Source organism: Streptomyces sp. NPDC002838, assembly GCF_040295365.1.
Classification (GTDB): Bacteria; Actinomycetota; Actinomycetes; order Streptomycetales; family Streptomycetaceae; genus Streptomyces.
In genome coordinates, this window is record NZ_JBEOVF010000010.1 from 145,717 (window position 1) to 167,823 (window position 22,107).

General features: G+C 71.6%; 20 protein-coding genes and 1 pseudogene. 11 read left to right on the forward strand and 10 right to left on the reverse strand.

The window, feature by feature from the left end:
- Nucleotides 1-7: 7 nt before the first annotated feature.
- The gene (locus ABT063_RS16145) at nucleotides 8-865 is read left to right on the forward strand and encodes an EamA family transporter (protein ID WP_351057977.1); all 858 of its coding nucleotides are present in this window, start codon (nucleotides 8-10) and stop codon (nucleotides 863-865) included.
- 5 nt (nucleotides 866-870) lie between these two features.
- Here ABT063_RS16145 and ABT063_RS16150 read toward each other — a convergent pair whose 3' ends face one another.
- Complete coding sequence (locus ABT063_RS16150; RefSeq protein ID WP_351057978.1) at nucleotides 871-1,635, reverse strand: acyltransferase; 765 nt, start codon at nucleotides 1,633-1,635, stop codon at nucleotides 871-873.
- A 108-nt stretch (nucleotides 1,636-1,743) separates the two neighbouring features.
- Between ABT063_RS16150 and ABT063_RS16155 the strand changes: the two genes are divergently transcribed.
- On the forward strand, nucleotides 1,744-2,274 hold the full coding sequence (locus ABT063_RS16155) for a gamma carbonic anhydrase family protein (RefSeq protein ID WP_351057979.1): 531 nt from the start codon (nucleotides 1,744-1,746) through the stop codon (nucleotides 2,272-2,274).
- 93 nt (nucleotides 2,275-2,367) lie between these two features.
- Here ABT063_RS16155 and ABT063_RS16160 read toward each other — a convergent pair whose 3' ends face one another.
- The 4 genes from ABT063_RS16160 to ABT063_RS16175 all read right to left on the reverse strand — a co-directional run bounded on the left by ABT063_RS16160 (nucleotide 2,368) and on the right by ABT063_RS16175 (nucleotide 9,198).
- A complete protein-coding gene (locus ABT063_RS16160; RefSeq protein WP_351057980.1) occupies nucleotides 2,368-3,012 on the reverse strand; it encodes a DedA family protein in 645 nt (214 codons plus the stop codon).
- Between the two features lie 77 nt (nucleotides 3,013-3,089).
- Nucleotides 3,090-4,652 (reverse strand): carboxylesterase/lipase family protein, encoded by a 1,563-nt coding sequence (locus ABT063_RS16165; RefSeq protein WP_351057981.1) that lies wholly within the window; start codon nucleotides 4,650-4,652, stop codon nucleotides 3,090-3,092.
- Nucleotides 4,649-7,147 (reverse strand): beta-glucosidase family protein, encoded by a 2,499-nt coding sequence (locus ABT063_RS16170; protein WP_351057982.1) that lies wholly within the window; start codon nucleotides 7,145-7,147, stop codon nucleotides 4,649-4,651. Before ABT063_RS16170 ends, ABT063_RS16165 begins: the two co-directional genes overlap by 4 nt.
- A gap of 263 nt (nucleotides 7,148-7,410) precedes the next feature.
- The gene (locus ABT063_RS16175) at nucleotides 7,411-9,198 is read right to left on the reverse strand and encodes a ricin-type beta-trefoil lectin domain protein (protein WP_502990822.1); all 1,788 of its coding nucleotides are present in this window, start codon (nucleotides 9,196-9,198) and stop codon (nucleotides 7,411-7,413) included.
- 326 nt (nucleotides 9,199-9,524) lie between these two features.
- On the opposite strand from ABT063_RS16175, the pseudogene ABT063_RS16180 reads away from it, so the two are divergent.
- Nucleotides 9,525-10,220: pseudogene (locus tag ABT063_RS16180) on the forward strand (sugar phosphate nucleotidyltransferase).
- Between the two features lie 155 nt (nucleotides 10,221-10,375).
- Here ABT063_RS16180 and ABT063_RS16185 read toward each other — a convergent pair.
- Nucleotides 10,376-10,813, reverse strand: a complete 438-nt coding sequence (locus ABT063_RS16185; protein WP_351058064.1) for a DUF4442 domain-containing protein — start codon at nucleotides 10,811-10,813, stop codon at nucleotides 10,376-10,378.
- 85 nt (nucleotides 10,814-10,898) lie between these two features.
- Here ABT063_RS16185 and ABT063_RS16190 point away from each other — a divergent pair, with 85 nt between their 5' ends.
- The 3 genes from ABT063_RS16190 (at nucleotide 10,899) to ABT063_RS16200 (ending at nucleotide 14,295) form a co-directional block, all read left to right on the forward strand.
- Nucleotides 10,899-11,837 (forward strand): DUF8017 domain-containing protein, encoded by a 939-nt coding sequence (locus ABT063_RS16190; RefSeq protein ID WP_351057983.1) that lies wholly within the window; start codon nucleotides 10,899-10,901, stop codon nucleotides 11,835-11,837.
- A 65-nt stretch (nucleotides 11,838-11,902) separates the two neighbouring features.
- On the forward strand, nucleotides 11,903-12,916 hold the full coding sequence (locus ABT063_RS16195) for a DUF8017 domain-containing protein (RefSeq protein WP_351057984.1): 1,014 nt from the start codon (nucleotides 11,903-11,905) through the stop codon (nucleotides 12,914-12,916).
- 95 nt (nucleotides 12,917-13,011) lie between these two features.
- Nucleotides 13,012-14,295 (forward strand): MFS transporter, encoded by a 1,284-nt coding sequence (locus tag ABT063_RS16200; protein WP_351058065.1) that lies wholly within the window; start codon nucleotides 13,012-13,014, stop codon nucleotides 14,293-14,295.
- On the opposite strand, the gene ABT063_RS16205 is transcribed toward ABT063_RS16200, so the two are convergent.
- Nucleotides 14,257-15,102, reverse strand: coding sequence for a spermidine synthase (locus ABT063_RS16205; RefSeq protein ID WP_351057985.1), 846 nt, complete (start codon nucleotides 15,100-15,102; stop codon nucleotides 14,257-14,259). The two genes, ABT063_RS16200 and ABT063_RS16205, sit on opposite strands and share 39 nt — an antisense overlap.
- 99 nt (nucleotides 15,103-15,201) lie before the next feature.
- A complete protein-coding gene (gene tuf / locus ABT063_RS16210; protein ID WP_351057986.1) occupies nucleotides 15,202-16,371 on the reverse strand; it encodes an elongation factor Tu in 1,170 nt (389 codons plus the stop codon).
- A 310-nt stretch (nucleotides 16,372-16,681) separates the two neighbouring features.
- Here tuf and ABT063_RS16215 point away from each other — a divergent pair, with 310 nt between their 5' ends.
- On the forward strand, nucleotides 16,682-17,449 hold the full coding sequence (locus tag ABT063_RS16215) for a TVP38/TMEM64 family protein (RefSeq protein WP_351057987.1): 768 nt from the start codon (nucleotides 16,682-16,684) through the stop codon (nucleotides 17,447-17,449).
- Nucleotides 17,450-17,459: 10 nt separating this feature from the next.
- Here ABT063_RS16215 and ABT063_RS16220 read toward each other — a convergent pair whose 3' ends face one another.
- Complete coding sequence (locus ABT063_RS16220) at nucleotides 17,460-18,629, reverse strand: thiolase family protein (RefSeq protein ID WP_351057988.1); 1,170 nt, start codon at nucleotides 18,627-18,629, stop codon at nucleotides 17,460-17,462.
- A gap of 136 nt (nucleotides 18,630-18,765) precedes the next feature.
- Here ABT063_RS16220 and ABT063_RS16225 point away from each other — a divergent pair, with 136 nt between their 5' ends.
- The 3 genes from ABT063_RS16225 (at nucleotide 18,766) to ABT063_RS16235 (ending at nucleotide 20,768) form a co-directional block, all read left to right on the forward strand.
- Nucleotides 18,766-19,236 carry a winged helix-turn-helix transcriptional regulator gene (locus ABT063_RS16225; RefSeq protein ID WP_351057989.1) on the forward strand — a complete coding sequence of 157 codons (471 nt, stop codon included), beginning with the start codon at nucleotides 18,766-18,768 and terminating at the stop codon, nucleotides 19,234-19,236.
- 158 nt (nucleotides 19,237-19,394) lie between these two features.
- A complete protein-coding gene (locus ABT063_RS16230; RefSeq protein WP_351057990.1) occupies nucleotides 19,395-20,270 on the forward strand; it encodes an undecaprenyl-diphosphate phosphatase in 876 nt (291 codons plus the stop codon).
- A gap of 318 nt (nucleotides 20,271-20,588) precedes the next feature.
- Entirely contained in the window at nucleotides 20,589-20,768 is a 180-nt protein-coding gene (locus ABT063_RS16235; RefSeq protein WP_095752478.1) for a hypothetical protein, read from the forward strand.
- A gap of 71 nt (nucleotides 20,769-20,839) precedes the next feature.
- Here the strand turns inward: ABT063_RS16235 and ABT063_RS16240 are convergent, their stop codons facing one another.
- Nucleotides 20,840-21,460, reverse strand: a complete 621-nt coding sequence (locus ABT063_RS16240; RefSeq protein WP_351057991.1) for a DUF4291 domain-containing protein — start codon at nucleotides 21,458-21,460, stop codon at nucleotides 20,840-20,842.
- A 92-nt stretch (nucleotides 21,461-21,552) separates the two neighbouring features.
- On the opposite strand from ABT063_RS16240, the gene ABT063_RS16245 reads away from it, so the two are divergent.
- Nucleotides 21,553-22,050 carry a nuclear transport factor 2 family protein gene (locus ABT063_RS16245; protein ID WP_351057992.1) on the forward strand — a complete coding sequence of 166 codons (498 nt, stop codon included), beginning with the start codon at nucleotides 21,553-21,555 and terminating at the stop codon, nucleotides 22,048-22,050.
- Nucleotides 22,051-22,107: the final 57 nt, after the last annotated feature.

Sequence of the window (22,107 nt, forward strand, 5' to 3'; positions counted from 1 at the left end):
GCGACCCGTGACAGCACTCTTCGCCCTGGCCACCAGCCTGCTGTGGGGGCTGGCCGACTTCGGCGGCGGACTGCTGACCCGGCGCACGCCGGCGCTGACGGTGGTGGTCGTCTCGCAGACGATCGCGACGGCCGTGCTGGGCGTGATCGTGGTGGCCACGGGAGCGTGGAGCGAGGCCGGCCCGCGGTTGTGGTTCGCGGTCGCGGCGGGTCTTGCCGGGCCGGTGGCGATGATCTGCTTCTACAAGGCGCTGGCGCTGGGCCCGATGGGCGTGGTCTCCCCGCTCGCCACCCTGAGTGTGGCCGTCCCCGTCGGTGTGGGGCTCTTCCTCGGCGAGCGCCCCGGCCTGGTGCAGGTCGCGGGGATCGCGGTCGCCGTCGCCGGTGTCGCCCTGGCGGGCGGACCCCAGCTGCGCGGGGCGCCCGTGCAACGTCGGGCCATCGTGCTCACCCTGATCTCCGCCCTCGGCTTCGGCGCGGTGTTCGCGCTGATCGCGGAGGCGTCGACGACGGTCACCGGCCTGTTCCTGGCCCTGTTCGTGCAGCGTGTGACCAACGTGGCCGTGGGCGGCGCCGCGCTGTACGTCTCCGTGAAGCGGGGAGCGGAGGCCCTCCCGTCGGGCGGCTTCCCGTGGGCCTCGCTGCCGACGCTCGCCTTCGTCGGCCTCGCGGACGTCGCCGCCAACGGCACGTACTCGATCGCCGCCCAGCACGGCCCGGTCACCGTGGCCGCCGTACTCGCCTCGCTCTACCCGGTGGTGACGGCCCTGGCCGCCCGCGGCTTCCTCAGCGAACGCCTGCGCGCGATCCAGGCGGCGGGGGCGGGCCTGGCCTTGATGGGCACGGTGCTGTTGGCAGCCGGTTAGGGCCCCTAGGCGTCGGCGTCGAGCTCCGCCAGCCGGGCGGCGCCGTCCTCGTCCAGGTCGGCCAGCGCCAGGAGCTGTTGCGGGGTGACGCCCTCGGGTATCGGCACCGGGGCCGGTGTCCTCAGCGGCGGCTGCCAGCCGTCGGCGGGAGTCCAGCGCCGTACGACGCGCGCCGGGGCCCCGGCCACCACCGCGTGGTCCGGCACCGCACCGCGGACGACCGCGCCGGCCGCCACGACGACGTTCCGCCCGAGGCGCGCCCCCGGCAGGATCACCGCGCCGGTGCCGATCCAGCAGCCGGGCCCGATCTCCACCGGCTCCATCCGCGGCCACTGCTTGCCGATGGGCTCGTGCGGATCGTCGTACGAGTGGTTGGTGGACGTGACGTAGACGTACGGCCCGAAGTAGCAGTCGCTGCCGATGGTGACCGTCGTGTCGGCGATGACGTGGCTGCCGCGGCCCAGGACGACTCCGTCGCCTATGCGCAGGATCGGGTCCGGGCCGAGGTCGAGGTCGGGCATCAGGCCGGCCGTCAGGGTGACCTGTTCGCCGACGATGCAGTGGGCGCCCAGCTGGATCCAGGGTTCGCCGAAGACCGTGCCGAGGGGGAAGGCGAGCCGGGTGCCCGTGCCCAGCGCGCGGAAGCGGAAGCGTCCCGGGTGCTCGGCGGTGACGGAGCCGGTGCGCTGCACCCAGGCCCAGCCCGCGTGCACGGCCCGCTGCGCGAGGCTGCGCGGCCATGATGAGAACGTGTTCTTGCGCTTCGGCACCCGCTCACCGTACTCAGCGTCAGGTGGACCCATGAGATCGAGGGGCTGTGATCTTCGCCCCACCCGGTGGCGTACGGTGCCGGTGTTGACGACGACGAGGAGAGGGCGATGACGCACAAGGCGTTGATCACTGGCATCGGCGGCAGAGAACCGAAGGTCCACGAGGAGGCGTTCGTGGCACCCACGTCCTCGGTGATCGGGGACGTGACGCTGGAGGCGGGGGCGAGCGTCTGGTACGGGGCGGTGCTGCGCGGCGACGTCGAGCGGATCTCCGTCGGGGCGAGCAGCAATGTGCAGGACAATTGCACGCTGCACGCCGACCCGGGGTTTCCCGTCACCGTCGGCGAGCGCGTCTCGATCGGGCACAACGCCGTGGTGCACGGGGCGACCGTCGGGGACGACTGTCTGATCGGCATGGGGGCGACCGTGCTCAACGGTGCGGTGATCGGGGCGGGGTCGCTGGTCGCCGCGCAGGCGTTGGTGCCGCAGGGGATGGAGGTGCCGGCGGGGTCGCTGGTCGCCGGGGTCCCCGCGAAGGTGAGGCGGGAATTGACCGAGGAGGAGCGTCAGGGGGTCACGCTGAACGGCACGATGTACGCGGAACTGGCGAAGGCGCACCGGGACGCGCAGGGGAGGTAGAGGCAGTAAGCGGTCTGCGGGTCCTTTGTGGCTGGTCGCGCCCACGCGGCGGAGCCGCACGATGTCACAGCCCCGCGCCGCCCTCGCGGCGTTCTACTCCCCGGCGGGAACAGGTTCCGCTTCCTGACGCACGACCTGCGCCTGCTTCGCCTTGCGCTTCAGCACGAGCATCGACGCGAGCCCGACCAGCACCGCAGCCACCAGGCCCAGCCACGAGAACCGCTTGAGCCACGACTCCGCGACGATCCCCACGTAGTAGATGACCGCGGTCGTCCCGCCCGCCCAGACGATGCCCCCGAACACGTTGGCGATCAGGAACTTCCAGTACGGCATCCGCAGCACACCGGCGAGCGGTCCGGCGAAGATGCGCAGCAGGGCGACGAAGCGGCCGAAGAAGACCGCCCACATGCCCCACTTCTCGAAGGACCGCTCGGCCGTGGCGATGTGCCCCTCGCTGAAGTGCTTGGGGAACTTCTTGCCGAGCCAGGCGAGCAGTGGCCGTCCGCCCTTGCGGCCGATGGCGTAGCCGATGGAGTCGCCGACGATCGCGCCGATGCTGGCGCACGCGCCGAGGATCACCGGGTCGATGCCCGCGTGCTGCGAGGACAGCAGCGCCGCCGAGACCAGGATGATCTCGCCGGGCAGCGGGATGCCCAGGCTCTCCAGACCGATGACCACTCCGACCAGGGCGTAGACGGCGGCCGCGGGCACCGTGTCGAGCCACTCCTGCACGTGCAACGCCGCTTCCTCCGATTCGCGTCCCTGTATTCCCGGCGTGCGCCGTCATGCCGGCGCACGCCGGGAAGCCTACCGGGTCACGGAGATGCCTCGGCGTCCCACAGGTCACACTGGTGTTCCCGGTGCACGGTGCTGCTCAGGGCGTTTCCGCCCTTCGACTCCGTCCGCAGCGACAGCACCGTCCCCGGCCGGGCGGGCATCGCGGGCTGCCCGTCGGCGCTCGGCACACCGCCCCGTACGAAGGAGCCCCAGTACTCGACCATCTGCCGCGCCAGCACCCGCTGCTCGGCGTTCAGCGGCGAGTCGAGGCCGAAGTGCCTGAAGAGGTACTGCACCTCGTTCACATGGGTCGCGCCGAAGTCGAAGTCCGTGTGCAGGTTGCGCAGCGAGGCGAAGGGCGGGGAGGTGCGGTCGGCGAACTCGTACGCGTAGACCGGCCCGCGCCCGGCGAGCACCCCGTCGAGCCGTAGCGCGGGGCACGCGAACAGCTGGTCGCCCTGTGCGGTGGCGTACGCGAGGGTCGGCGACGGGTGGGCCGACAGCGGGTAGCGCCGCAGCGCCCGCTCCCCGAAGTCCTCACGCATCACCGTCGGGTACCGCTCGGCCGTGAGCGGGGTCCCGTTCAGGTCGAACCGGGAGAACGCGAACAGCCGCCCCTCGTCCGTGTTCGCCCCGTTCATCACGGGCACCCGAGCGGCGGTCCCCCGCGCGAACGCCTCCTCGGGCTGCGCGGGCAGGAAGGCCCCGCCCGCCACGGGCCCCCAGTCGAACTCACCCTGCGCGGCCAGGATGTCGGCGGCCGACTTGCCGCGCAGACAGGCCACGGTCGAGCAGCCCAGTTTCTCGGCGAAGGCGGCTCCCTGGGCCACGGCCGTCTGATGGGGACGGGCGGCGCAGTCGTCGTAGGCGCCGCTCTGGATGATGCCCGCCCGGAACAGGCCCTTCGCCGTCGGCGAGGCCAGCTGGGTGCAGACGGAGCGGCCCCCCGCCGACTCGCCCGCGATCGTGACGCGGCCCGGATCGCCGCCGAAGCGGCCGATGCTGGCGCGCACCCAGCGCAGTGCGGCCTGCTGGTCGAGCATCCCGAAGTTGCCGGAGACCCCGTCGCGCGCCTCGCCGTCCAGACCGGCCGTGGCGAGGAAACCCATCGCGCCGAGGCGGTAGTTGACGGTCACGACGACCGTGCCGGTCTGTCGCGCGAAGGCGTCGGGGACGACGTCCTGACCGGCCCCGGCGGTGAGCCCTCCGCCGTGGAACCAGACCAGGACGGATCGGCGGGCGGCGCCTTCGGGGACGTACACATTCAGGTCGAGACAGGCCTCGGTGTGCGACGGTCGCTCGTACCCGGGGTCCCAACTGCTGCTCTGCACACACTTGTCGCCGAAGTCCCGCGCGGCACGCACCCCGTGCCACGGCCGGACGGGCCGCGGTTCCTTCCAGCGGAGCCCGCCGACAGGCGGCTCGGCGTACGGGATGCCGAGGAACTGCCGTCCCTCGGCGGTGGTTTCACCGCGCACCCACCCCGCGTCCGTACGGACGACCGGGTCGCTGCCCCGCGGTGCGGCCTGCGCCGGCACAGGGGCGACGAGCGCGGCCGCGAGAGCCACCAGTCCGGCGGCGACACGTCGTATCACCCTCACTTGCCCACCTCCACACTCGTCCGCAACCGCAGATCCCGCGACGAGGCGCCGACCCAGACGGTACGGCGGCCGGTCCCGAGCACCCAGTCGTGGCGTTCGGCGTCCCACGAGGACAGCGTTCGCGCGGCGACCCGCACGGCGACCCGGCGCCGCTCCCCCGGCAGCAGGGCGAGCCGCCGGTATCCGCCCAACGCCCGTACCGCCTGGTCGAGTCGGAGATCGGGCGAGCGTCCGACGTAGACCTGGGGCACGGCCACCCCCTCGCGCCGGCCGGTATTGCGGACGTCGAACATCACGTCCAGACCGTGCCGGTTCCAGTGCGCCGAGACGTCCTCGTACGCGAAGGAGGTGTACGACAGTCCGTGGCCGAAGGGGAACAGCGGCCGCACGCCCTCGGCGTCGTACCAGCGGTAGCCGGCGTGGATGCCCTCCGAGTACTCCTCGGTGCCGTTCAGGCCCGGGTGGCGGCGGGGGTCCCCGGCGACCGGGTGGTGGTCGTCGTCGACCGGGAAGGACTGGGTGAGACGACCGCCGGGATCGCAGTCGCCGAACAGGACGGCGGTGGTGGCGGCCGCGCCCTCCTGGCCCGGGTAGTACATCTGGAGCACGGCTCCGGTCCGCTCCAGCCAGGGCATCGATGTCGCGGACGAGGTGTTGAGGACGACGGTGGTGCGCGGGTTGGCCGCCGTCACGGCCTCGATCAGCCGGTCCTGGTCGCCCGGGAGGGCGATCGTCGTACGGTCCTGACCTTCGGTGGCATCCTCGTAGGCGAAGAGGACGACATGGCGGGCGTCGCGGGCGGCCTTCACGGCCTCGGCCACGTCCTGCGCCCGGGTCGCGGCGGTGATGTGCCGCAGTCGGAACAGCAGTCCGGCGTCCCCGCCCTGCGCGGTGATCCGCAGCTTGTGGGCGCCCTCGGTGAGTTTCAGGGTCTTGCGGCGCATGGTCAGACCGTCGGGTGCGGCGTTGACCAGACCGCCGGGGAAGTACTCGCCGTGGCCGGGAGCGAGCGGGAAGAGCTCCTCGCCGTCGAGCAGTACCTTGGGGCGGTCCACGGGCGCCGACGAGAAGTGCAGGACGACGGTCCACTCCTCCGCGGCGGAGACCGTGAGCGTCCCGTCGTAGGTCCAGTCCTGACCGGCGCCCACCTGCCGGCCCTCGCTGTCGAAGGCGGGGCTCAGCGCGGACGCGGGGACGGCCTTGCCGAAGAGGTCCTCGCCGAGCGCGTAGGTCACCTCTCCGTCGGCGCGTGCCTTGATCGTGTCGAGGGGGCTGTCGGCGTGGTCCGGGACGACATAGGCGCTGCCGCCGCCGCTGACGAAGGGGAGCGTCCCGGTCGGGCCGATGACGGCGAGGGTGCCGTCGCCGGTCAGGGGCAGGGTGCGGCGCTCGTTGCGCAGCAGGGTCGCGCCCGCCTTGGCGACCTCCAGGGCGACGGCGGCGCCCGCCTCGGCGTCGCGGTCGGGGCGCGGCGGCACGCTGCCGTCGAGCAGCCCGAAGCGGTCCATGACGGAGAGGATCCGCCGCACGGCCCGGTCGACATACCGCTCGGGCACGCTGCCGCCGCGCACGGCCGACTTCAGCGGCCTCCCGAAATAGGTGCCGTCCGGCATCTCCATGTCGAGGCCGGCGGTGAGGGCCTTCCTCGTGCTGTGGGCGGCGAACCAGTCCGTCATCACCAGTCCCCCGAAGCCCCATTGTTCGCGCAGGATGTCGGTGAGCAGGGTCTTGTTCTCGCAGGCGTAGGTCCCGTCGACCTTGTTGTAGGCGCCCATCACCGCGCCCACGCCGACGCCGACGGCCGCCTCGAAGCCGCGCAGTTCGAGTTCGTGCAGGGGCTGCTCGCCGACGCGCACGTCGACGGACGTGCGGTCCTTCTCCTGGTTGTTCATCGCGTAGTGCTTGACGGTCGCGACGAGGCCCTCGCCCTGGATGCCCTCGATCTCGGCGGCGACCACGTCGGCGGAGAGCAGCGGGTCCTCGCTGAAGGTCTCGAAGTTGCGGCCGGCGTACGGGGTGCGGATGAGGTTGACCATCGGGGACAGCAGGACGTCCTGGCCGAGGGCGCGGCCCTCGTGTCCGATGACCCGGCCGTAGCGGCGGGCCAGGTCCGGGTCGAAGGCGGAGGCCAGCAGGACGGGGGCGGGCAGGGCGGTGGCGTGCCGGGTGACGCGGACGCCGGCCGGACCGTCGGCGAGGCGGAGCGGCGGGATGCCGAGACGCTTCACTCCGGGGACATAGCCTGCCTGGCCGAGCGGCTCGGGGTCGGTGGCACCGTGCAGGAGCGTGATCTTCTCGTCGAGGGTGAGCCGGGCGATGAGGCCTTCGACGCGGGGACCGGCGCCCTGGTCGGGTCTGTCCGCCGCGTAGGCGCGCGAGGGCGGGGTCAGGCCGCTGGTGGCCGCCGTGGCGACGGCGATCGCGCCGCCCAGCAGACTCAGGGCGGATCGCCTGGAGACAAGGGACCGCGAGACAGGAGAAACAGTGTCGGTCATGGGCCGTCACTCCTTCGGTGTGCGGGCACGACGTTGTGAACCGCATGTGACCCGGCGGCCCCGGGCCGCGTTCGCCCTCTGAACGCACCATGTGCCAGAAGAGACTTGACACCCCGTGAGAAACGCGCCGGCGCGGGGGAACCTAGGACCGTCGATGACTCGTGTCAATGACTCGAACAAGAAACGGCCGCATGCCGACAAGAAACGAAGAGGGGGCCACCCCTGAGGGGTGACCCCGGCGGGGCGGTGCCCGCGGACAGGCCCTAGTCGAGTCCTGAGTCGAGGGCCTTGGTCGCGGGAGCGGTGACGGGGGGTGTGACAGGAGTGTGGACGGGCGTGGTGACCGGAGCGGCTGCGTCCGGGGCCTCGCCCGGGAGAGTTTCGGCCTCCTCGGTGGGAGCGGCCGGCTCGGGCTCGGCACAGCAGTCGGCCGGGGCGATCCGCTTCTCGAACTGCGGCGGCCGGACCACCGGGGCGTCCGGCGGGGTCTCGGGATCCTCGCGCGGAGTCTCGGCGTCCGGGGAGGACGGCGCGGCCGTCGGCGATTCCGGCTCCTCGGGGCTGCCGTTCTGCGGTCCGTTCTCCGCCGGGCCCTCCCCCTGTGGCGTCCCCGGCTCGTCGCGCACGGGTTCCAGGATCCACCGCTGCCCTTCGGATCCGTCCCGTTCGGCGACGACCGCGGTCTTTCCCTTCTCGGGCGCGACCAGCAGCCCCTTGCCCCCGCGCAGCAGCAACTCGCCCCGCACGGTGAGGTCGTAGCGGACCTCGCCCGCGTGCACCAGGCAGTCGGCGATGACGACCGAGCCCTCGTCGGCGTCGGCGTCGAGGCAGAGCGTGGGGTCGGCGGCGCTGCGCAACAGTCCATCATCCTGGTACGACCACTGCTGCGACCCGGCCGACGAGCACCCCGCCAGCACGGTCCCGGCACCGTCCGCGAGTCTGCTGTCGCGCACGTCGAGGCACAGTCCGGCGACCAAGTTGCGGAGCCTGCCCTGCCCGACCTCGACGGCGTTGCCCACGGAGGCGGCGGACGGGGATCCGGCGGACGACGAATCGCCCTTGTCCCCCGGCGAGACGGAGGTGCCGCTCGGCGCCCCCCAGGTGGCGCGGGGCGCGGGGACGCCGCTCTCGTCGGACCAGCTCCTGACGACGAGCACGGTCGCGAGCAGGGCGAGGGACAGACCGGCGCCCATGAGGACGGCCCTGCCGTGCCGACGGGAGGGGGCGAGGTGGCCGGCCGCGGCGGGGCGGTGGCGTCCGCCGGTCCGCGGCCGTACGAACGGACGCGTGCCCGTCGGCTTCGGGGCGGTGGCGCGACCGGGCCGCGAGTCGAGGTAGCGGCGGGTGCCCCAGCCGAGCACGGTCTCGGCGAGCAGCGCGTCCAGACGGTCCTCGAAATGACTGAGCTGCTCGGCGGCGTGCCGGCAGTACCGGCACTCCGTCAGATGCCGCCGGACATCGGGCAGCAGGGCTCCGCCCCGGCGCATGGAGACGTCGAGGAGACGGTTGTAGAAGCGGCATTCCCTGGTGGGCGCGAGTTCCCGGTGGGCGCGTACACAGCCCGCCCGGAATTGCTCCCGCGCCCGCTCCAGCCCGGCGGTCGCGGTAGCGGCGTCCACACCCAGCAGACCAGCGGGTATGGATATGGGCTCGGCCTCTACCTCGGTGTGCCACAGCAGGCATTGGGAAGCGCCCGGAAGGGCCTGGAATGCGCGCTCGGCGAGCCGTCGCCTTTCGGGGGTGACCGGCCTCGCCGCGCGTAGACCACGGCCGCCGGTCGGTTTGCGGAGTTCCGGCAGCAGAGCGGAAATTCCGTCGTCCGCGGCCCACTCCTTGACGGTCTCCCGTACCGCCGCGAGGAGTTGGGGACGCACGGCGCCGCCGGCCGCCCTCGAGAGGACTCGGTGGAACGCGGCGGCGGCCGCCATCGAGGCTGAATCCTCCGAAGAAAGCAGGCAGATGACCGCGTAGTCGTGGGTCGCCCGCCAGTGCCGGGCCATCAGCAGCCCGACGGCGTGGGCGTCCGTGTCGGCTCCGCCCAGCCGGGCCACGAGATCACGGTCGGACTCCCCAGGACGCGATCCGGGCCGTGGCGGGTACGGCGGGCGTGGGGGGTAAGGAGACTGCACTGGACCATTTCCTTCCAAGCCGCAGGACGACATGCGAAATGCGCGTCCGTAGGAAAGCAGGTGCCTGATTGGTGCATACCTATGCCGCGTCAGGTGCGGGTCGGTTATTTGGCCGCTCACTTTCGCACAAACTACTGACGGGAAACAAGAAGCTTGAGTGACCTGCGTTCAAAAAGCGGCCACTTCAGAATAGTTACCGGCGGTATCCGCACCGGCATTCGAAAAAACGCCGTCACACGAGGATCAAGTTGTGTGCGAGGAAGGGCGGTTGGCACACAAAATCTCCCCTTCCCGCCCGGCCCGCAGCGAGCCGAGAGGTTTCTCTCGGGGTACTCCCCTACCCGTGCGCCAGCACGACCCGCATGTTCGCCCCCCCCCACACGAAGGAGATGCTCCCGGTCGTCGACAAGCCGGCCATCCAGTACGTCGTCGAGGAGGCCGCCGCGGCCGGGCTCGCGACGTCCTGATGGTCACGGGCCGGCACGGAACCCCTGGGACGACAAGGCCTAGGTGTGCTGTCCCGGCAGGTCCGCCTCTATGGCTGCGCGGCCGTCGAGCCGACCGGAAAGGACGGGATGGTCCGCGTCACCGGTCTCGTCGAGAAGCCGTCACCCCAGGACGCGCCGAGCGCCTACGCGGTCAGCGGCCGCTACGTCCTCGACCCCGCCGTCCTCGACACCCTCGAGCGCACCCCGCCGGGCCGGGGCGGCGAGATCCAGCTGACCGACGCCCTTCAGGAACTCGCCCTGGGCGGCACGGTGCACGGGGTCGTCTTCGACGGATTGCGCTACGACACCGGCGACAGGGCGGACTGCCTGCGCACGGTGGTCCGGCCGGCCTGCGACCGCGACGGCCTCGGGCCCGAATTCGTCGCCTGGCTCAAGGAGTTCGTGGCGGGCCTCAGGGCAGGCGGGGCGGCCGACGGCGACCGGCTCGCCGCCTGATCAGGTGTCGAAGGGTGCCCCGGTCGGCCGGTGCCCACCGCACCCGCTGTCAGTCCGGCCGACGGGTAGCAGCGGGCCGGCGGCCCGGCGGCTGCGTGCGGGCGGCGCCGCGGACCCGGCGCCCGGCCGGCCCGGCACCCCTCGCAGGACGCAGCTCAGCTGTTGGGCCGAAGCGTCCAGACGACGGTCATCTCCCCGGTGACGGCCCCGTCCGCGCGCTGGATGGCGACGGCCACGGGGAACTCCGGCCGCTTGCCCTCGTCGAGTTCCGCGACGACCTCGGCGGCGGGGCGGCCGAGCGTCGCGGTGGCCGTGACGGGACCCATCGCGAGCTTCTTGTACGCGATCTCGGCGCGGACCGCGAGCGGCACGGCACGGGAGAGCTGGTCCCCGAACGCGGCCAGCACGATCGCCCCGCTCGCCGACTCGCCCAACGTGAACATCGCTCCGGCGTGCGGCCCCCCGACGTGGTTGTGGTACTCGCTCTGGTCGGGCAGTGCCACCACCGCCTTCTCCGGAGTGGTCTCCAGGTACTCGAGGTTCAGGGTCCTGGCCATCGGCACCGTGGCGGCGAGCATCTCGCCGATCGACATCTGGTCTGCGCTCATGGCCGCAGGTTACCCACGAGTAGCTACATCTGGCCAGATCCGTACGGTGATCGCCGTATCGTTGGCGCCCATGTGGCCAGGACAGCAGCAGCCGGGGGGCGGACAGAATCCGCAGCAGCCGGCCGGCGGGAACCCCTACCAGCAGCCCGGATACCAGCAGCCGAATCCTTACGCCCAGCAGCAGCCGCCCGCGTGGGACACGCCCACCGCTCCGGCCGGACCACCGGGGGGAGGGCGCCGCACCAAGGCGTTCGCGATCGCCACGGCCGTCGTGGTCGTGGTGGCCGCCGCCGTGACCGGGGCCGTCCTGCTGGGCGGCGGCACGGACGACCAGGCCGACCCCGATCCGGCACCCACCTCGGCCCCGCCGTCCTCCTCGGACAATCCACGGGCCGCCGACGACCGCAAACCCGCCGTGGCCGGCTGGAAGGTGGTGGTCAATCCCGATCTGGGCGTCGCCTTCGACGTGCCGGCGGACTGGGCACTGCAGTCGACGAGTTGGGTGTCGTACGTCTCGGAGGACGACGATCCCGAGGACAAGCCCCTCGTCGCCATGAAGGCCCCCGCGGTCCTCAAGGAGAAGTGGTGCGGGGCCGACGAGGACAAGGACGGCGAGATGGACTACACGCCGCTGGCCGGCGTCGGCACCCGGGGCAACAACGGGGCCAAGAGCACGGAGGAGATCGCCCGCGCCGACTCGGCGACCTGGGTCTACGGCGCCTACACCCAGCCCGATCGGAAGAAGGTCACGACCGGCCCGGTCACCTCGTTCACCACCGCCTCCGGCCTCGCCGGCAGCGTCGCCACCTCGCGGTCCACCGAGGTCGCGGCCCGTAACAAGTGCGACTCGGACGGCAAGGCGACGACCTTCGCCTTCAAAACCTCCGACGGCGACTTCGCCTCCTGGTCGTTCTTCGGTGCCGAGGGGGTCGGCGAGGAGGTCCCGGACGCCACCGTCGAGAAGATCATGAAGACCGTGCGGCTCAACACACCCACGGACGAACGCTGATTGCTACGTCCCTGACAAGGCCCGGTGACCGAATCGTGTCCCTCGCGGCACTAGGGTGGCTGCCCATGTGGCCAGGACAGCAGCCGCCCGGGGGCGAGCAGAATCCGCAACAGCAGAACAACCCGTACCAGCAGCCGGGGTACCAGCAGCCGAATCCGTACCAGCAGCCCGGATTCCAGCAGCCCAATCCCTATCCGCAGCAGCCGCAGTGGGGGACTCCGGCGCCGGTGGGATCTCCGGAGCCGCCGCGCGGGGGTGGCGGGAACCGGACCAAGCTGGTCGCGATCGTGGCCGCGCTGGCTGTCGTCGTGACCGCCGGTGTGACCGGATTCCTGGTGCTCGGCGGCGACAAGGACGACAAGGCGGACGACGTCACCGGCAAGGACGGCAAGAAGTCCGCGAGCCCGACCACCGAGCCGAGCGTCTCCGCCTCCCCTTCCGAGGACAACCCGCGCAACGGTGAGGCGGAGCAGCCGACCGTCCCTGGCTGGAAGGTCGTCGTCAACCCCAAGTGGGGCACGGCCTTCGACGTCCCGGCGGACTGGACGGTCGACTCGCCCGGCACGTTCATCGGCTTCGAGGACGAGAAGAAGGGCGACGGCTCCGCCCTCATCGGCATGTCCGCACCCGCCTACTTCAAGGAGAAGTGGTGCACCTCCGACGCCGACAAGGACGGCCGGACCAGCGACTCGAAGCTGGCGGCGGCCGGCACCAAGGGCCAGAACGGCGCGAAGAACACCGACGAGGTGGCACGCAATGACTCGGCCTGGTGGGCGTTCGGCGGCTACACCGACCAGTCGGACGCCTCGAAGAAGCTGCTCACCCTCGTCAAGCCGAAGCCGTTCACCACGGCGTCGGGCGTCAAGGGCAGCCTCGCCTCGGCGTACACGAAGGGCGTGAAGAAGGAGGACAAGTGCGACTCCGACGGCAAGGCGACGACGTTCGCGTTCAAGAACTCCGCGGGTGACTACGTCTCCTGGAGCCTCTACGGGGCGAAGGGCGTCAGCGACGAGCTGCCCGAGAAGACGATCCTGAAGATCCTCAGCACGGTCCGGCTGCACGGCGAACCCACGGGATGACCCGAGCGCGTCCCTGACCGGCCAGAACTGTCCTGAACGGTTTGGCAAGTCAAGTGCCCGGCGGCGATAGTCGGCCGGTGACCTCCGCCTCCGGCATGTCCCGCCGCTCCCGCAGACCCGCCTGGGCGGGCCGCAACTACGGCCTGCTGACCGCCGCCGCGGTCGTCACCAACCTGGGCAGCCATGGTGCGCTGATCGCCGCCGCGTTCGCCGTCCTCGAATCGGGCGGCGACGGCGGCGACGTGGGGCTGGTGGCCGCCGCCCGCACACTGCCGCTGGTGGTCTTCCTGCTGATCGGCGGCGCCGTGGCGGACCGGCTGCCCCGGCATCGGGTGATGGTCGCGGCCAACGCCCTCAACTGCTTCTCCCAGGGCGCGTTCGCGGTACTGGTCCTCGCCGGGGAGCCGCGGCTGTGGCAGATGATGCTGCTGACCGCGCTCGGCGGCACCGGCCAGGCGTTCTTCGGCCCGGCGGCCGAGGGCATGCTGCTGTCCTCAGTGGAGGGCGAACAGGCCGGCCGTGCCTTCGCGGTGTTCCGGATGGCGATGCAGGGCGCGGCGCTCGGCGGTGCCGCGCTGGGCGGTGCGATGGTCGCCGCGATCGGGCCGGGCTGGGTGCTCGCCGCGGACGCGGCGGCGTTCGCGGTCGCCGGTTCGCTGCGGTCCTTCCTCGACGTGAGCCACATTCCGCCGCGCGCGCCGGGCGGCGGAATGCTCGCCGATCTCCGGGACGGCTGGCGGGAGTTCGCGGGCCGGCCGTGGCTGTGGGGCATCGTCGTCCAGTTCTCGATCGCGAACGCGGTCGTCGCGGCCACCGACGCGGTCTACGGCCCGCTCGTCGCCCGGGACCACCTGGGCGGCGCGGGCCCGTGGGGCCTGGCCCTGGGCTTCTTCGGGGCGGGCACGGTGGCCGGCGCGCTGCTGATGACCCGCTGGAAACCGCGCCGCCTGCTGCTCGCGGGCACCCTGTGCGTCTTCCCGATGGCCCTGCCTTCGGCCGCGCTGGCCGTCCCGGTGTCGGCGGCCTCCCTGTGCGTGGCGATGTTCGTCGCCGGCGCGACCGTGGAGGTCTTCGGCGTCTCCTGGATGACCGCCCTGCACCAGGAGATACCGGAGGACAAGCTCTCGCGTGTCGCGGCGTACGACTGGTTCGGCTCGGTCGCCCTGGTCCCGCTGGCCACGGCTCTGACCGGCCCGGCGGAGGCGGCGTTCGGCCGGCCGGAGGCCCTGTGGGGCTGCTCGGCGCTGGTCGTGGTGGTCACGGCGGCGGTGCTGTGCATGCCGGACGTACGGAACCTGCGGCGCAACACCAAGGACGTGATGCGGGAGGCCGGGACCGGTTCACCCGATGCCGAACGCCCCGTCGGGGGGCTCGGGTGACGGTACGGCGTCCTCCTCCTGTACCGGCGCCGCACCGCCGATGAAGTCCCGCAGGGCGGACCCGTGTTCCACCCGCGCGGGGAACGCGTCGGCAGCCGTACGGCGGGCCAGGGCAGCCGTGTCGAGGGGACGGTGCGCGGCGACGAGCACCGCGTTGCCGAAGCGACGACCGCGCAGCACGCCCGGCTCGGCGATCAGCGCGAGCTCCTCGAAGACCGCGGCGAGGGTGGCGAGTTGGGAGCGCAGGAAGGCGAAGGGCGCGGCGTCGGCGAGGTTGGCCAGGTAGATGCCGTCGGCGCGCAGGACCCGCGCGGCCTCGCGGGCGTAGGCGAGGGACGTCAGGTGCGCCGGCACGCGTGAGCCGCCGAAGACGTCGGCGACGAGGACGTCGGCCGAGTCCGCGGGGGCGGCTTCCAGCCAGGCGCGGGCATCGGCGGCGTGCAGGGCGATACCCGCGCCTTCCGGCAACGGCAGGTGCTCCACGACCAGTTCCAGCAGGGCGCGGTCGGCCTCGACCACGTCCTGCCGGGAGCCGGGCCGGGTCGCGGCCAGGTATCGGGGCAGAGTGAGCGCGCCCCCACCGAGGTGCAGCACGTCCAGCGGACGCCCCGCCTCGGCGACGGTGTCCAGGACGTGCCCGAGCCGCCGCGCGTACTCGAACTCCAGATACGCCGGCTCGTCCAGATCGACGTACGACTGCGGCGCCCCGTCGACGGTCAGCAGCCAGGCCCGCTTCCGGTCGACATCGGGCATCAACTTGGCAGTGCCCTGATCGACGGCGCGGGTGACGGGGATAGGCTCGTTCACCTTCTCATTGTGCCTTTGCCCAGCAGACCTACGGGGCGCGGGGAACTGCGCGACCAGCCACATTCGGCCCGCAGTCCCCCACACACACAAGCACTACCCTCACTGAACGGCTGTCACGGTCCCCGCTCCGACGGTCCGGCCGCCCTCACGGATGGCGAAACCAAGCCCGGGCTCCAGCGGCACCTCACGCCCCAGCTCCACGGTCATGGCGACCGTGTCCCCGGGCCGCGCGACAGCCACCTCACCGAGATCCACGGACCCGACCACATCCGCCGTACGGATATAGAACTGCGGCCGATAGCCGGTCGCGACGGGCGTCGAACGCCCGCCCTCCCGCGCCGACAGCACATACACCCGCGCGGAGAACCGGCGACGCGGCACGACACTGCCGGGCGCAGCCACGACATGCCCGCGCCGGACGGAGTCCCTGGGCACACCCCGCAGCAGCAACGCCACGTTGTCCCCGGCCTGCGCCTCCTCCATCGGCTTGCCAAAGGTCTCCAGCCCAGTGACCACCGTCTCCACGGAGGCCCCGAGCACCTCGACCCGGTCCCCGACCCGCACTCTGCCCCGCTCGACCGCCCCGGTCACCACCGTCCCCCGGCCGGTGATGGTCAGCACGTTCTCCACCGGCATCAGAAACGGCGCGTCCAGATACCGCTCGGGCATCGGCACATACGTGTCCACCGCGTCGAGGAGCGCCTCGACGGACGCGGTCCATCGCGGGTCCCCTTCCAGCGCCTTCAGCCCCGAGACCCGTACGACAGGCACCGAGTCGCCGCCGTAGCCGTGCGAGGTGAGCAGGTCACGCACCTCCAGCTCGACCAGGTCGATGAGCTCCTCGTCCCCCGCGTCGGCCTTGTTGAGGGCGACGACGATGTGGTTCACGCCCACCTGCCGGGCCAGCAGCACGTGCTCGGCGGTCTGCGGCATGATCCCGTCGAGCGCGGAGACGACGAGGATCGCCCCGTCGAGCTGCGCGGCCCCGGTGACCATGTTCTTGACGTAGTCGGCATGGCCCGGCATGTCCACGTGGGCGTAATGCCGGGTGTCGGTCTCGTACTCGACGTGCGCGATGTTGATGGTGATGCCGCGCGCCGCCTCCTCGGGCGCCCGGTCGATGCGGTCGAAGGGGACGAACGTGCCGGCCCCCCGGTCGGCGAGGACCTTGGTGATGGCGGCGGTCAGGGTGGTCTTGCCGTGGTCGACGTGGCCCATCGTGCCGATGTTCAGATGCGGTTTGGTGCGGACGTATGCCGTCTTGGGCATGGCGGTACCTCGAAGCCTCTTCGAAGGAGTTGGGGACCCCAAGGACTCGCCGACCCTCCCCCTGCGGGGTCCGCCGGACGATCCGGAGAGGGTCAGCTTCGGGCGCCGTCGACAGCGGCCAGGAAGACGGGAACGGCAGCCTTCGGGGCATCCGCGACCGCGGATGCTGCGAGGAGGAAGGCGTACCGGAACATGACGCAGATCATTGCCGACGCGTTGTCCCACGTCGAATGGTTTTTCGCGGTGCCGGCCCGCACAACGGACGGGATCCATACGGCGATCACACATGTCCGTCGGTTACCGTCACTGGATGCTCGATGCCACCACCCGCTCTGGGGGCACCGCCACGGCCTCTCCCCGGGCCGCCGCCACTGAGCTCGCCGTCGCCGTTCCCGCTCCGGTGGGCCTCGCCGCGCGCTGCTCGAGAGTGCTGCTCTCGCCGTGGTCGCGCCTGTCCCTGCTCATCGCCCTGCTCGCGGGCGCCGCCTCGACCGTGCTGCTCTTCGAGCCGCAGCGGCTGCTGGCGGACGGCTGGCCGCCGCAACTCGGCGGAGCCGCGGCGGCAGTGGTGTTCGCGGTGGCGTACGGGCTGTGCACCGTGGCGTTCGTGCCGCGGCCGCTGCTCAATCTGGCGGCGGGCGCGCTGTTCGGCTCGCAGCTGGGCCTCGGTGTCGCCATCACGGGCACGGTGCTCGGGGCCGGTATCGCCTTCGGCCTCGGCCGGGTGCTCGGCCAGGACGCACTGCGCCCGCTGCTGCGCGGCCGGTGGTTGCACGCCGCCGACGGGCAGCTCAGCAGGCACGGTTTCCGTTCGATGCTCGCGGCACGCCTGTTCCCGGGGGTGCCGTTCTGGGCGGCGAACTACTGTGCCGCCGTCTCCCGCATGGGGTACTTCCCATTCCTGCTGGCGACGGCGCTCGGCTCGATCCCGAACACCGCCGCATACGCCGTCGCCGGCGCCCGCGCCTCCACGCCGACGTCACCTGCCTTCCTGATCGCGATGGCCTGCATCGCGCTTCCGGCGCTGGCGGGCGCGGGGGTGGCCTGGCGCAAGCGGCACCACTTCCGGGACCGTTGACTCCCTTCTGCTACACCGCTTCCAGGACCATCGCGTTGGCGAGGCCGCCCGCCTCGCACATCGTCTGCAGGGCGTAACGGGCGCCGCGCTCCCGCATCGCGTGCACGAGGGTGGTCGTCAGGCGGGTGCCGCTCGCGCCGAGCGGGTGGCCGAGGGCGATCGCGCCACCGTGCACGTTGACCTTGGCGAGGTCGGCCCCGGTCTCCTGCCGCCAGGCCAGGACCACGCTGGAGAACGCCTCGTTGACCTCGAACAGGTCGATGTCGTCGAGGGACAGGCGCGCCCTGCGCAGCACCTGCTCCGTCGCCGGGACGACACCGGTGAGCATCAGGATCGGGTCGGAGCCGGTGACGGCGAAGCTGTGCAGCCGGGCGAGCGGGCGCAGACCGAGGCGGGCCGCGGTCTCACTGGACGTGATGAGCACGGCCGAGGCGCCGTCGTTGATCGGGCTGGCGTTGCCCGCGGTGACGTTCCACTCGATCTGCGGGAAGCGTTCGGCGAAGTTCGGGTCGTGGTAGGCGGGCTTCAGACCGGCGAGGATCTCGGCGGTGGTGCCCGGCCGTACGCACTCGTCGCGGCTGACGCCCTCCAGGGGCGCGATCTCGGCGTCGAAGAGTCCGGCGTCCCAGGCCGCGGCGGCCTTGCGGTGCGAGGAGACGGCGAAAGCGTCCATCTGGTCGCGGGTGATCGACCACTTGGCGGCGATGAGCTCCGCGCTGATGCCCTGCGGGACGAGTCCCTCCTGGTAGCGCTCGGCGACCCCGGGGCCGAAGGGATCCTTGCCGGCCGGCACGTTCGACCACATCGGCACGCGGCTCATCGACTCGACACCGCACGCGACGACGAGGTCGTAGGCGCCGGAGATGACGCCTTGGGCCGCGAAGTGCACGGCCTGCTGGGAGGAGCCGCACTGGCGGTCGACGGTGGTCGCGGGGACGGTCTCCGGGAAGCCGGCGGACAGGACGGCGTATCGGGTGGTGTTCATGGCCTGCTCGCCGACCTGGTCGACGGTGCCGCCGATGACGTCGTCGATCAGCGCCGGGTCGACTCCGGAGCGCTCGACGAGGGTGCGCAGGGTGTGGGCGAGGAGCTCCACGGGGTGGACGTGCGCGAGGGCGCCGTTCGGCTTGCCCTTGCCTATCGGGGTGCGTACGGCTTCGACGACGACTGCGTCACGCATGGTGCCGGCCTCCACGGTTGGTTGCCAGTGAGCGATTACCGGTGAGTAGGAAATCCGAACTCACCATAGCTCTGAAGGTTGGAAAATCAAACCCTTAGCAGGTTGGACATCCAAACCCTCCCCTAAACTGGGCGCCATGGCCGCCCCCAAAGACCCGCGCCCCTGCTCCATCGCCGACGCCCTGGCGCTCGTCGGCGAGAAGTACTCGCTGCTCGTCCTGCGGGAGGTGTGCCTCGGCAACGGCCGCTTCGACCAGCTGGTACGCAACATCGGCGCCCCGCGCGACATCCTCTCCACGCGGCTGCGCCGGCTCGTGGACGCCGGGATCCTGACGAAGCGGATCTACAGCGAGCGCCCGCAGCGCTTCGAGTACCGGCCCACCCAGGCGGGGCTCGAACTGGAGCCGGTCCTGATGACCCTGAAGGAGTGGGGCGACCGCCACCTGTGCGCGGACGACGACCGCCCGATGGCGCACGAGCACGCCTGCGGCAACGAACTGGTCCCGGTCCTCACCTGCCAGGCCTGCGGCGACCCCGTCCGCCACGAGGACCTGACGGCCCACTCCCAGGCCCCGGGCTGGACGGTGGCGGGGCCGACGGCGGCGTAACCCGCGGAGCAGCCCGGGCCACCGCTTCGCCGCCCCTGTGCCGGGGCTGTCATCCGGGGACGCTACGCTGCCCCTCGACACCTGTGATCACACCGCGTCCGCCGGCGCGGTGCGCCCTTCGCTCCTCACCACGATCAGCGCTTGGACTCCGTTACTTCATGTCTTGGTTTGAATCCCTCATCCTCGGACTCGTCCAGGGGCTGACCGAGTTCCTCCCCGTCTCCTCCAGTGCCCACCTCCGGCTGACGGCGGCCTTCTCCGGCTGGGAGGACCCGGGTGCGGCCTTCACGGCGATCACCCAGATCGGCACGGAGGCCGCCGTGCTGATCTATTTCCGCAAGGACATCGGACGAATCCTCTCGGCCTGGACGCGTTCGCTCGCGAACAAGGCGATGCGCCAGGACCACGACGCGAAGATGGGCTGGCTGGTGATCGTCGGCTCGATCCCGATCGGCGTGCTCGGAGTGACGCTCAAGGACCAGATCGAGGGGCCGTTCCGCGATCTGCGGATCACCGCGACGATGCTGATCGTCGTAGGCGTGATCATCGGCGTCGCCGACCGGCTGGCGGCGCGCGACGAGAACGGCGGCCGCCACCGTGCGCCCAAGCAGCGCAAGGCCATTGAGAACCTGGGCGTGAAGGACGGCCTGATCTTCGGCCTCTGCCAGGCCTGCGCCCTCATCCCGGGTGTCTCCCGCTCCGGCGCCACCATCAGCGGCGGCCTGTTCATGGGCTACAAGCGCGAGGCCGCGGCCCGCTACTCCTTCCTCCTCGCCATCCCCGCGGTGCTCGCCTCCGGCCTGTTCGAGCTCAAGGACGCGATGGAGACCGACCACATCTCCTGGGGCCCGACGATCTTCGCCACGGTGATCGCCTTCGGTATGGGATATGCCGTTATCGCCTGGTTCATGAAGTTCATCTCCACCAAGAGCTTCATGCCGTTCGTGTGGTACCGCATAGCGCTCGGTCTGGTCATCGTCGCCCTGGTCGCGATGGGCGCCCTGAGCCCGCACGCGGCCGAGTCGGCGGGCTGACGTCGGGCCGGTGGCCCCTGACCCGGCAACTCGCCCGCGTCTCCCCGGAGTACCTCCGGCGGTGCCGCGCCTCGGCGCTCGACTCACGCGGCGCGGCGCCTGGTTGGATCCGCCGGACGGCGATCCGCTGGACACGGACTGGGCGGTGTGGGTCCGGATCCGGTACCGCCGCTCCACGGGCACCTGCACGCACACGGCCGCTTCGACTGAGCGGCGGGCCGGTAGGCGCACGGCGGGCGCGCGCCCGTGACCAATCGCATACAGGATCAGTAGCCGTCCGGTAGCGGACCGTCAGTGCTTGCCCCTAGGCTTGTGCGCATGTCCCCCGATTCCGTGACCCCTGGTTCCGTGCGGTCTGCTGCCGAGCTCAACGAGCAGATCCGGGCCCTCTGGCTGCGTGCGGGCGGCACCCTCTCGACCCAGGAGCGCGCTGAGTACGAGCTGTTGGTGGTCGAGTGGGCGGCCGCGATCCGCGGAGACGTCATCGAGGCGGCCTGACGCCGACGTTCCGGGCGCCCACCCGCCCGTAAGACCCACCCCGTGGAGCGTGGCGCGCCACATCGATCACCCTAGGCCCGCAGCCGCGCCGGCACCGCCTCCTCGACGGCATAGGCCCGCTCCTCCGGCAACAGCCCCGCGGCCCGCTCCAGTGCGCCCGCACGGACCAGCCCGTGGATCTCCGTGGCGAGCGGCGTCACGTCCTCGATGCCCACGATCCACTCGTCCGCGTACCGCGCCGCCGCCTCCCCCGCGAGACCCAACTGCAGCGACCGGTACGGCAGCGGATCCAAGCGCAGATCGCGCTCGGGATCCCACTGCACGCGCGCGGGCGCCTGCTTCAGCTGCCGCTTCCAGGCGACCCGGTCGCCGTGCAGGTCGGCCACGAAGTGCGACAGACACGCGTTGCGCAGCGCCCAGACGAAGCCCTCCCGGCTGATCTCGATGGCGAGGACGGTCTCCTGGCCCTCCTTCGTGCCCCAGCCGCAGCGGTACATCATCCAGAGGAACGACGGCTTGATCCACGTCATCCGGTCCCGCTTCCACGACGCCGGGAAGCGACCGTCGCGGGCGGCGGCACGGCCGATCTCGGGCCGGTACGCCTGGTAGACGGTGATCGTGGACTCCGTATGGCGGGCACGTACACGGAACGTGGGCTCTTGCTGGGTCACAGGGACTGACTGATCGTTCACAGGAACAGCCTCGGGGCCCACAACCGGTCACAGCCACCGAATATCGCCGCGTCCCTCTTGGCGGCGCCCGCCCGATGCCCAACACTGAGCCGATGACGCAGCGTGTGGAGCTCGCCACCGTGATGGACCGGCTGGCAGTGGACGAACTGATCACCGACTACGCGGTGGCGGTGGACGACGGCGACTGGGAGGCGTATCGGGGACTGTTCACATCCGACGGGCGGGCGGACTACCGCTCGGCCGGCGGCATCGAGGGGGATGCGGGGAAGGTCGCCGCATGGCTCGAGGAGAGCATGCGGCTGTTGGCGATGCGCCAGCATCTGATCGTCAACCGCCGGCTCCGCTTCGGGACCCTGGAGCAGGACACCGGCGACACGGCCCGCGTACAGGCCGACTACATCAATCCCATGCGCCTCGCAGCGGACGCCGACGGGGCCGCCGGCGGTTCGACCGCCCCCGACTTCGTGTGCGGCGGCCGGTACGCCTTCGGGTTGCAGCGCACGTACGACGGCTGGCGGCTGCGCGAGGTGATCGTGCAGGAGAAGTGGCGCCGCCTGCCGAGTCCGCACCCCGATCCTATGATCAACTGAGCGGACGCCCCCTGTCCCGGGGTCCTCCGCTGTGCGCACACTGGAGACACCCGGGGT

Coding starts and splice junctions, on each gene's coding strand:
- tuf (WP_351057986.1), bottom strand. CDS start 16,371: ATGCCCAAGACGGCATACGTCCGCACCAAACCGCATCTGAACATCGGC.
- ABT063_RS16220 (WP_351057988.1), bottom strand. CDS start 18,629: ATGCGTGACGCAGTCGTCGTCGAAGCCGTACGCACCCCGATAGGCAAG.
- ABT063_RS16155 (WP_351057979.1), top strand. CDS start 1,744: ATGACGCACAAGGCGTTGATCACTGGCATCGGCGGCAGAGAACCGAAG.
- ABT063_RS16200 (WP_351058065.1), top strand. CDS start 13,012: ATGTCCCGCCGCTCCCGCAGACCCGCCTGGGCGGGCCGCAACTACGGC.
- ABT063_RS16215 (WP_351057987.1), top strand. CDS start 16,682: ATGCTCGATGCCACCACCCGCTCTGGGGGCACCGCCACGGCCTCTCCC.
- ABT063_RS16190 (WP_351057983.1), top strand. CDS start 10,899: ATGTGGCCAGGACAGCAGCAGCCGGGGGGCGGACAGAATCCGCAGCAG.
- ABT063_RS16235 (WP_095752478.1), top strand. CDS start 20,589: ATGTCCCCCGATTCCGTGACCCCTGGTTCCGTGCGGTCTGCTGCCGAG.
- ABT063_RS16195 (WP_351057984.1), top strand. CDS start 11,903: ATGTGGCCAGGACAGCAGCCGCCCGGGGGCGAGCAGAATCCGCAACAG.
- ABT063_RS16245 (WP_351057992.1), top strand. CDS start 21,553: ATGACGCAGCGTGTGGAGCTCGCCACCGTGATGGACCGGCTGGCAGTG.
- ABT063_RS16225 (WP_351057989.1), top strand. CDS start 18,766: ATGGCCGCCCCCAAAGACCCGCGCCCCTGCTCCATCGCCGACGCCCTG.
- ABT063_RS16230 (WP_351057990.1), top strand. CDS start 19,395: ATGTCTTGGTTTGAATCCCTCATCCTCGGACTCGTCCAGGGGCTGACC.
- ABT063_RS16185 (WP_351058064.1), bottom strand. CDS start 10,813: ATGTCGATCGGCGAGATGCTCGCCGCCACGGTGCCGATGGCCAGGACC.
- ABT063_RS16170 (WP_351057982.1), bottom strand. CDS start 7,147: ATGACCGACACTGTTTCTCCTGTCTCGCGGTCCCTTGTCTCCAGGCGA.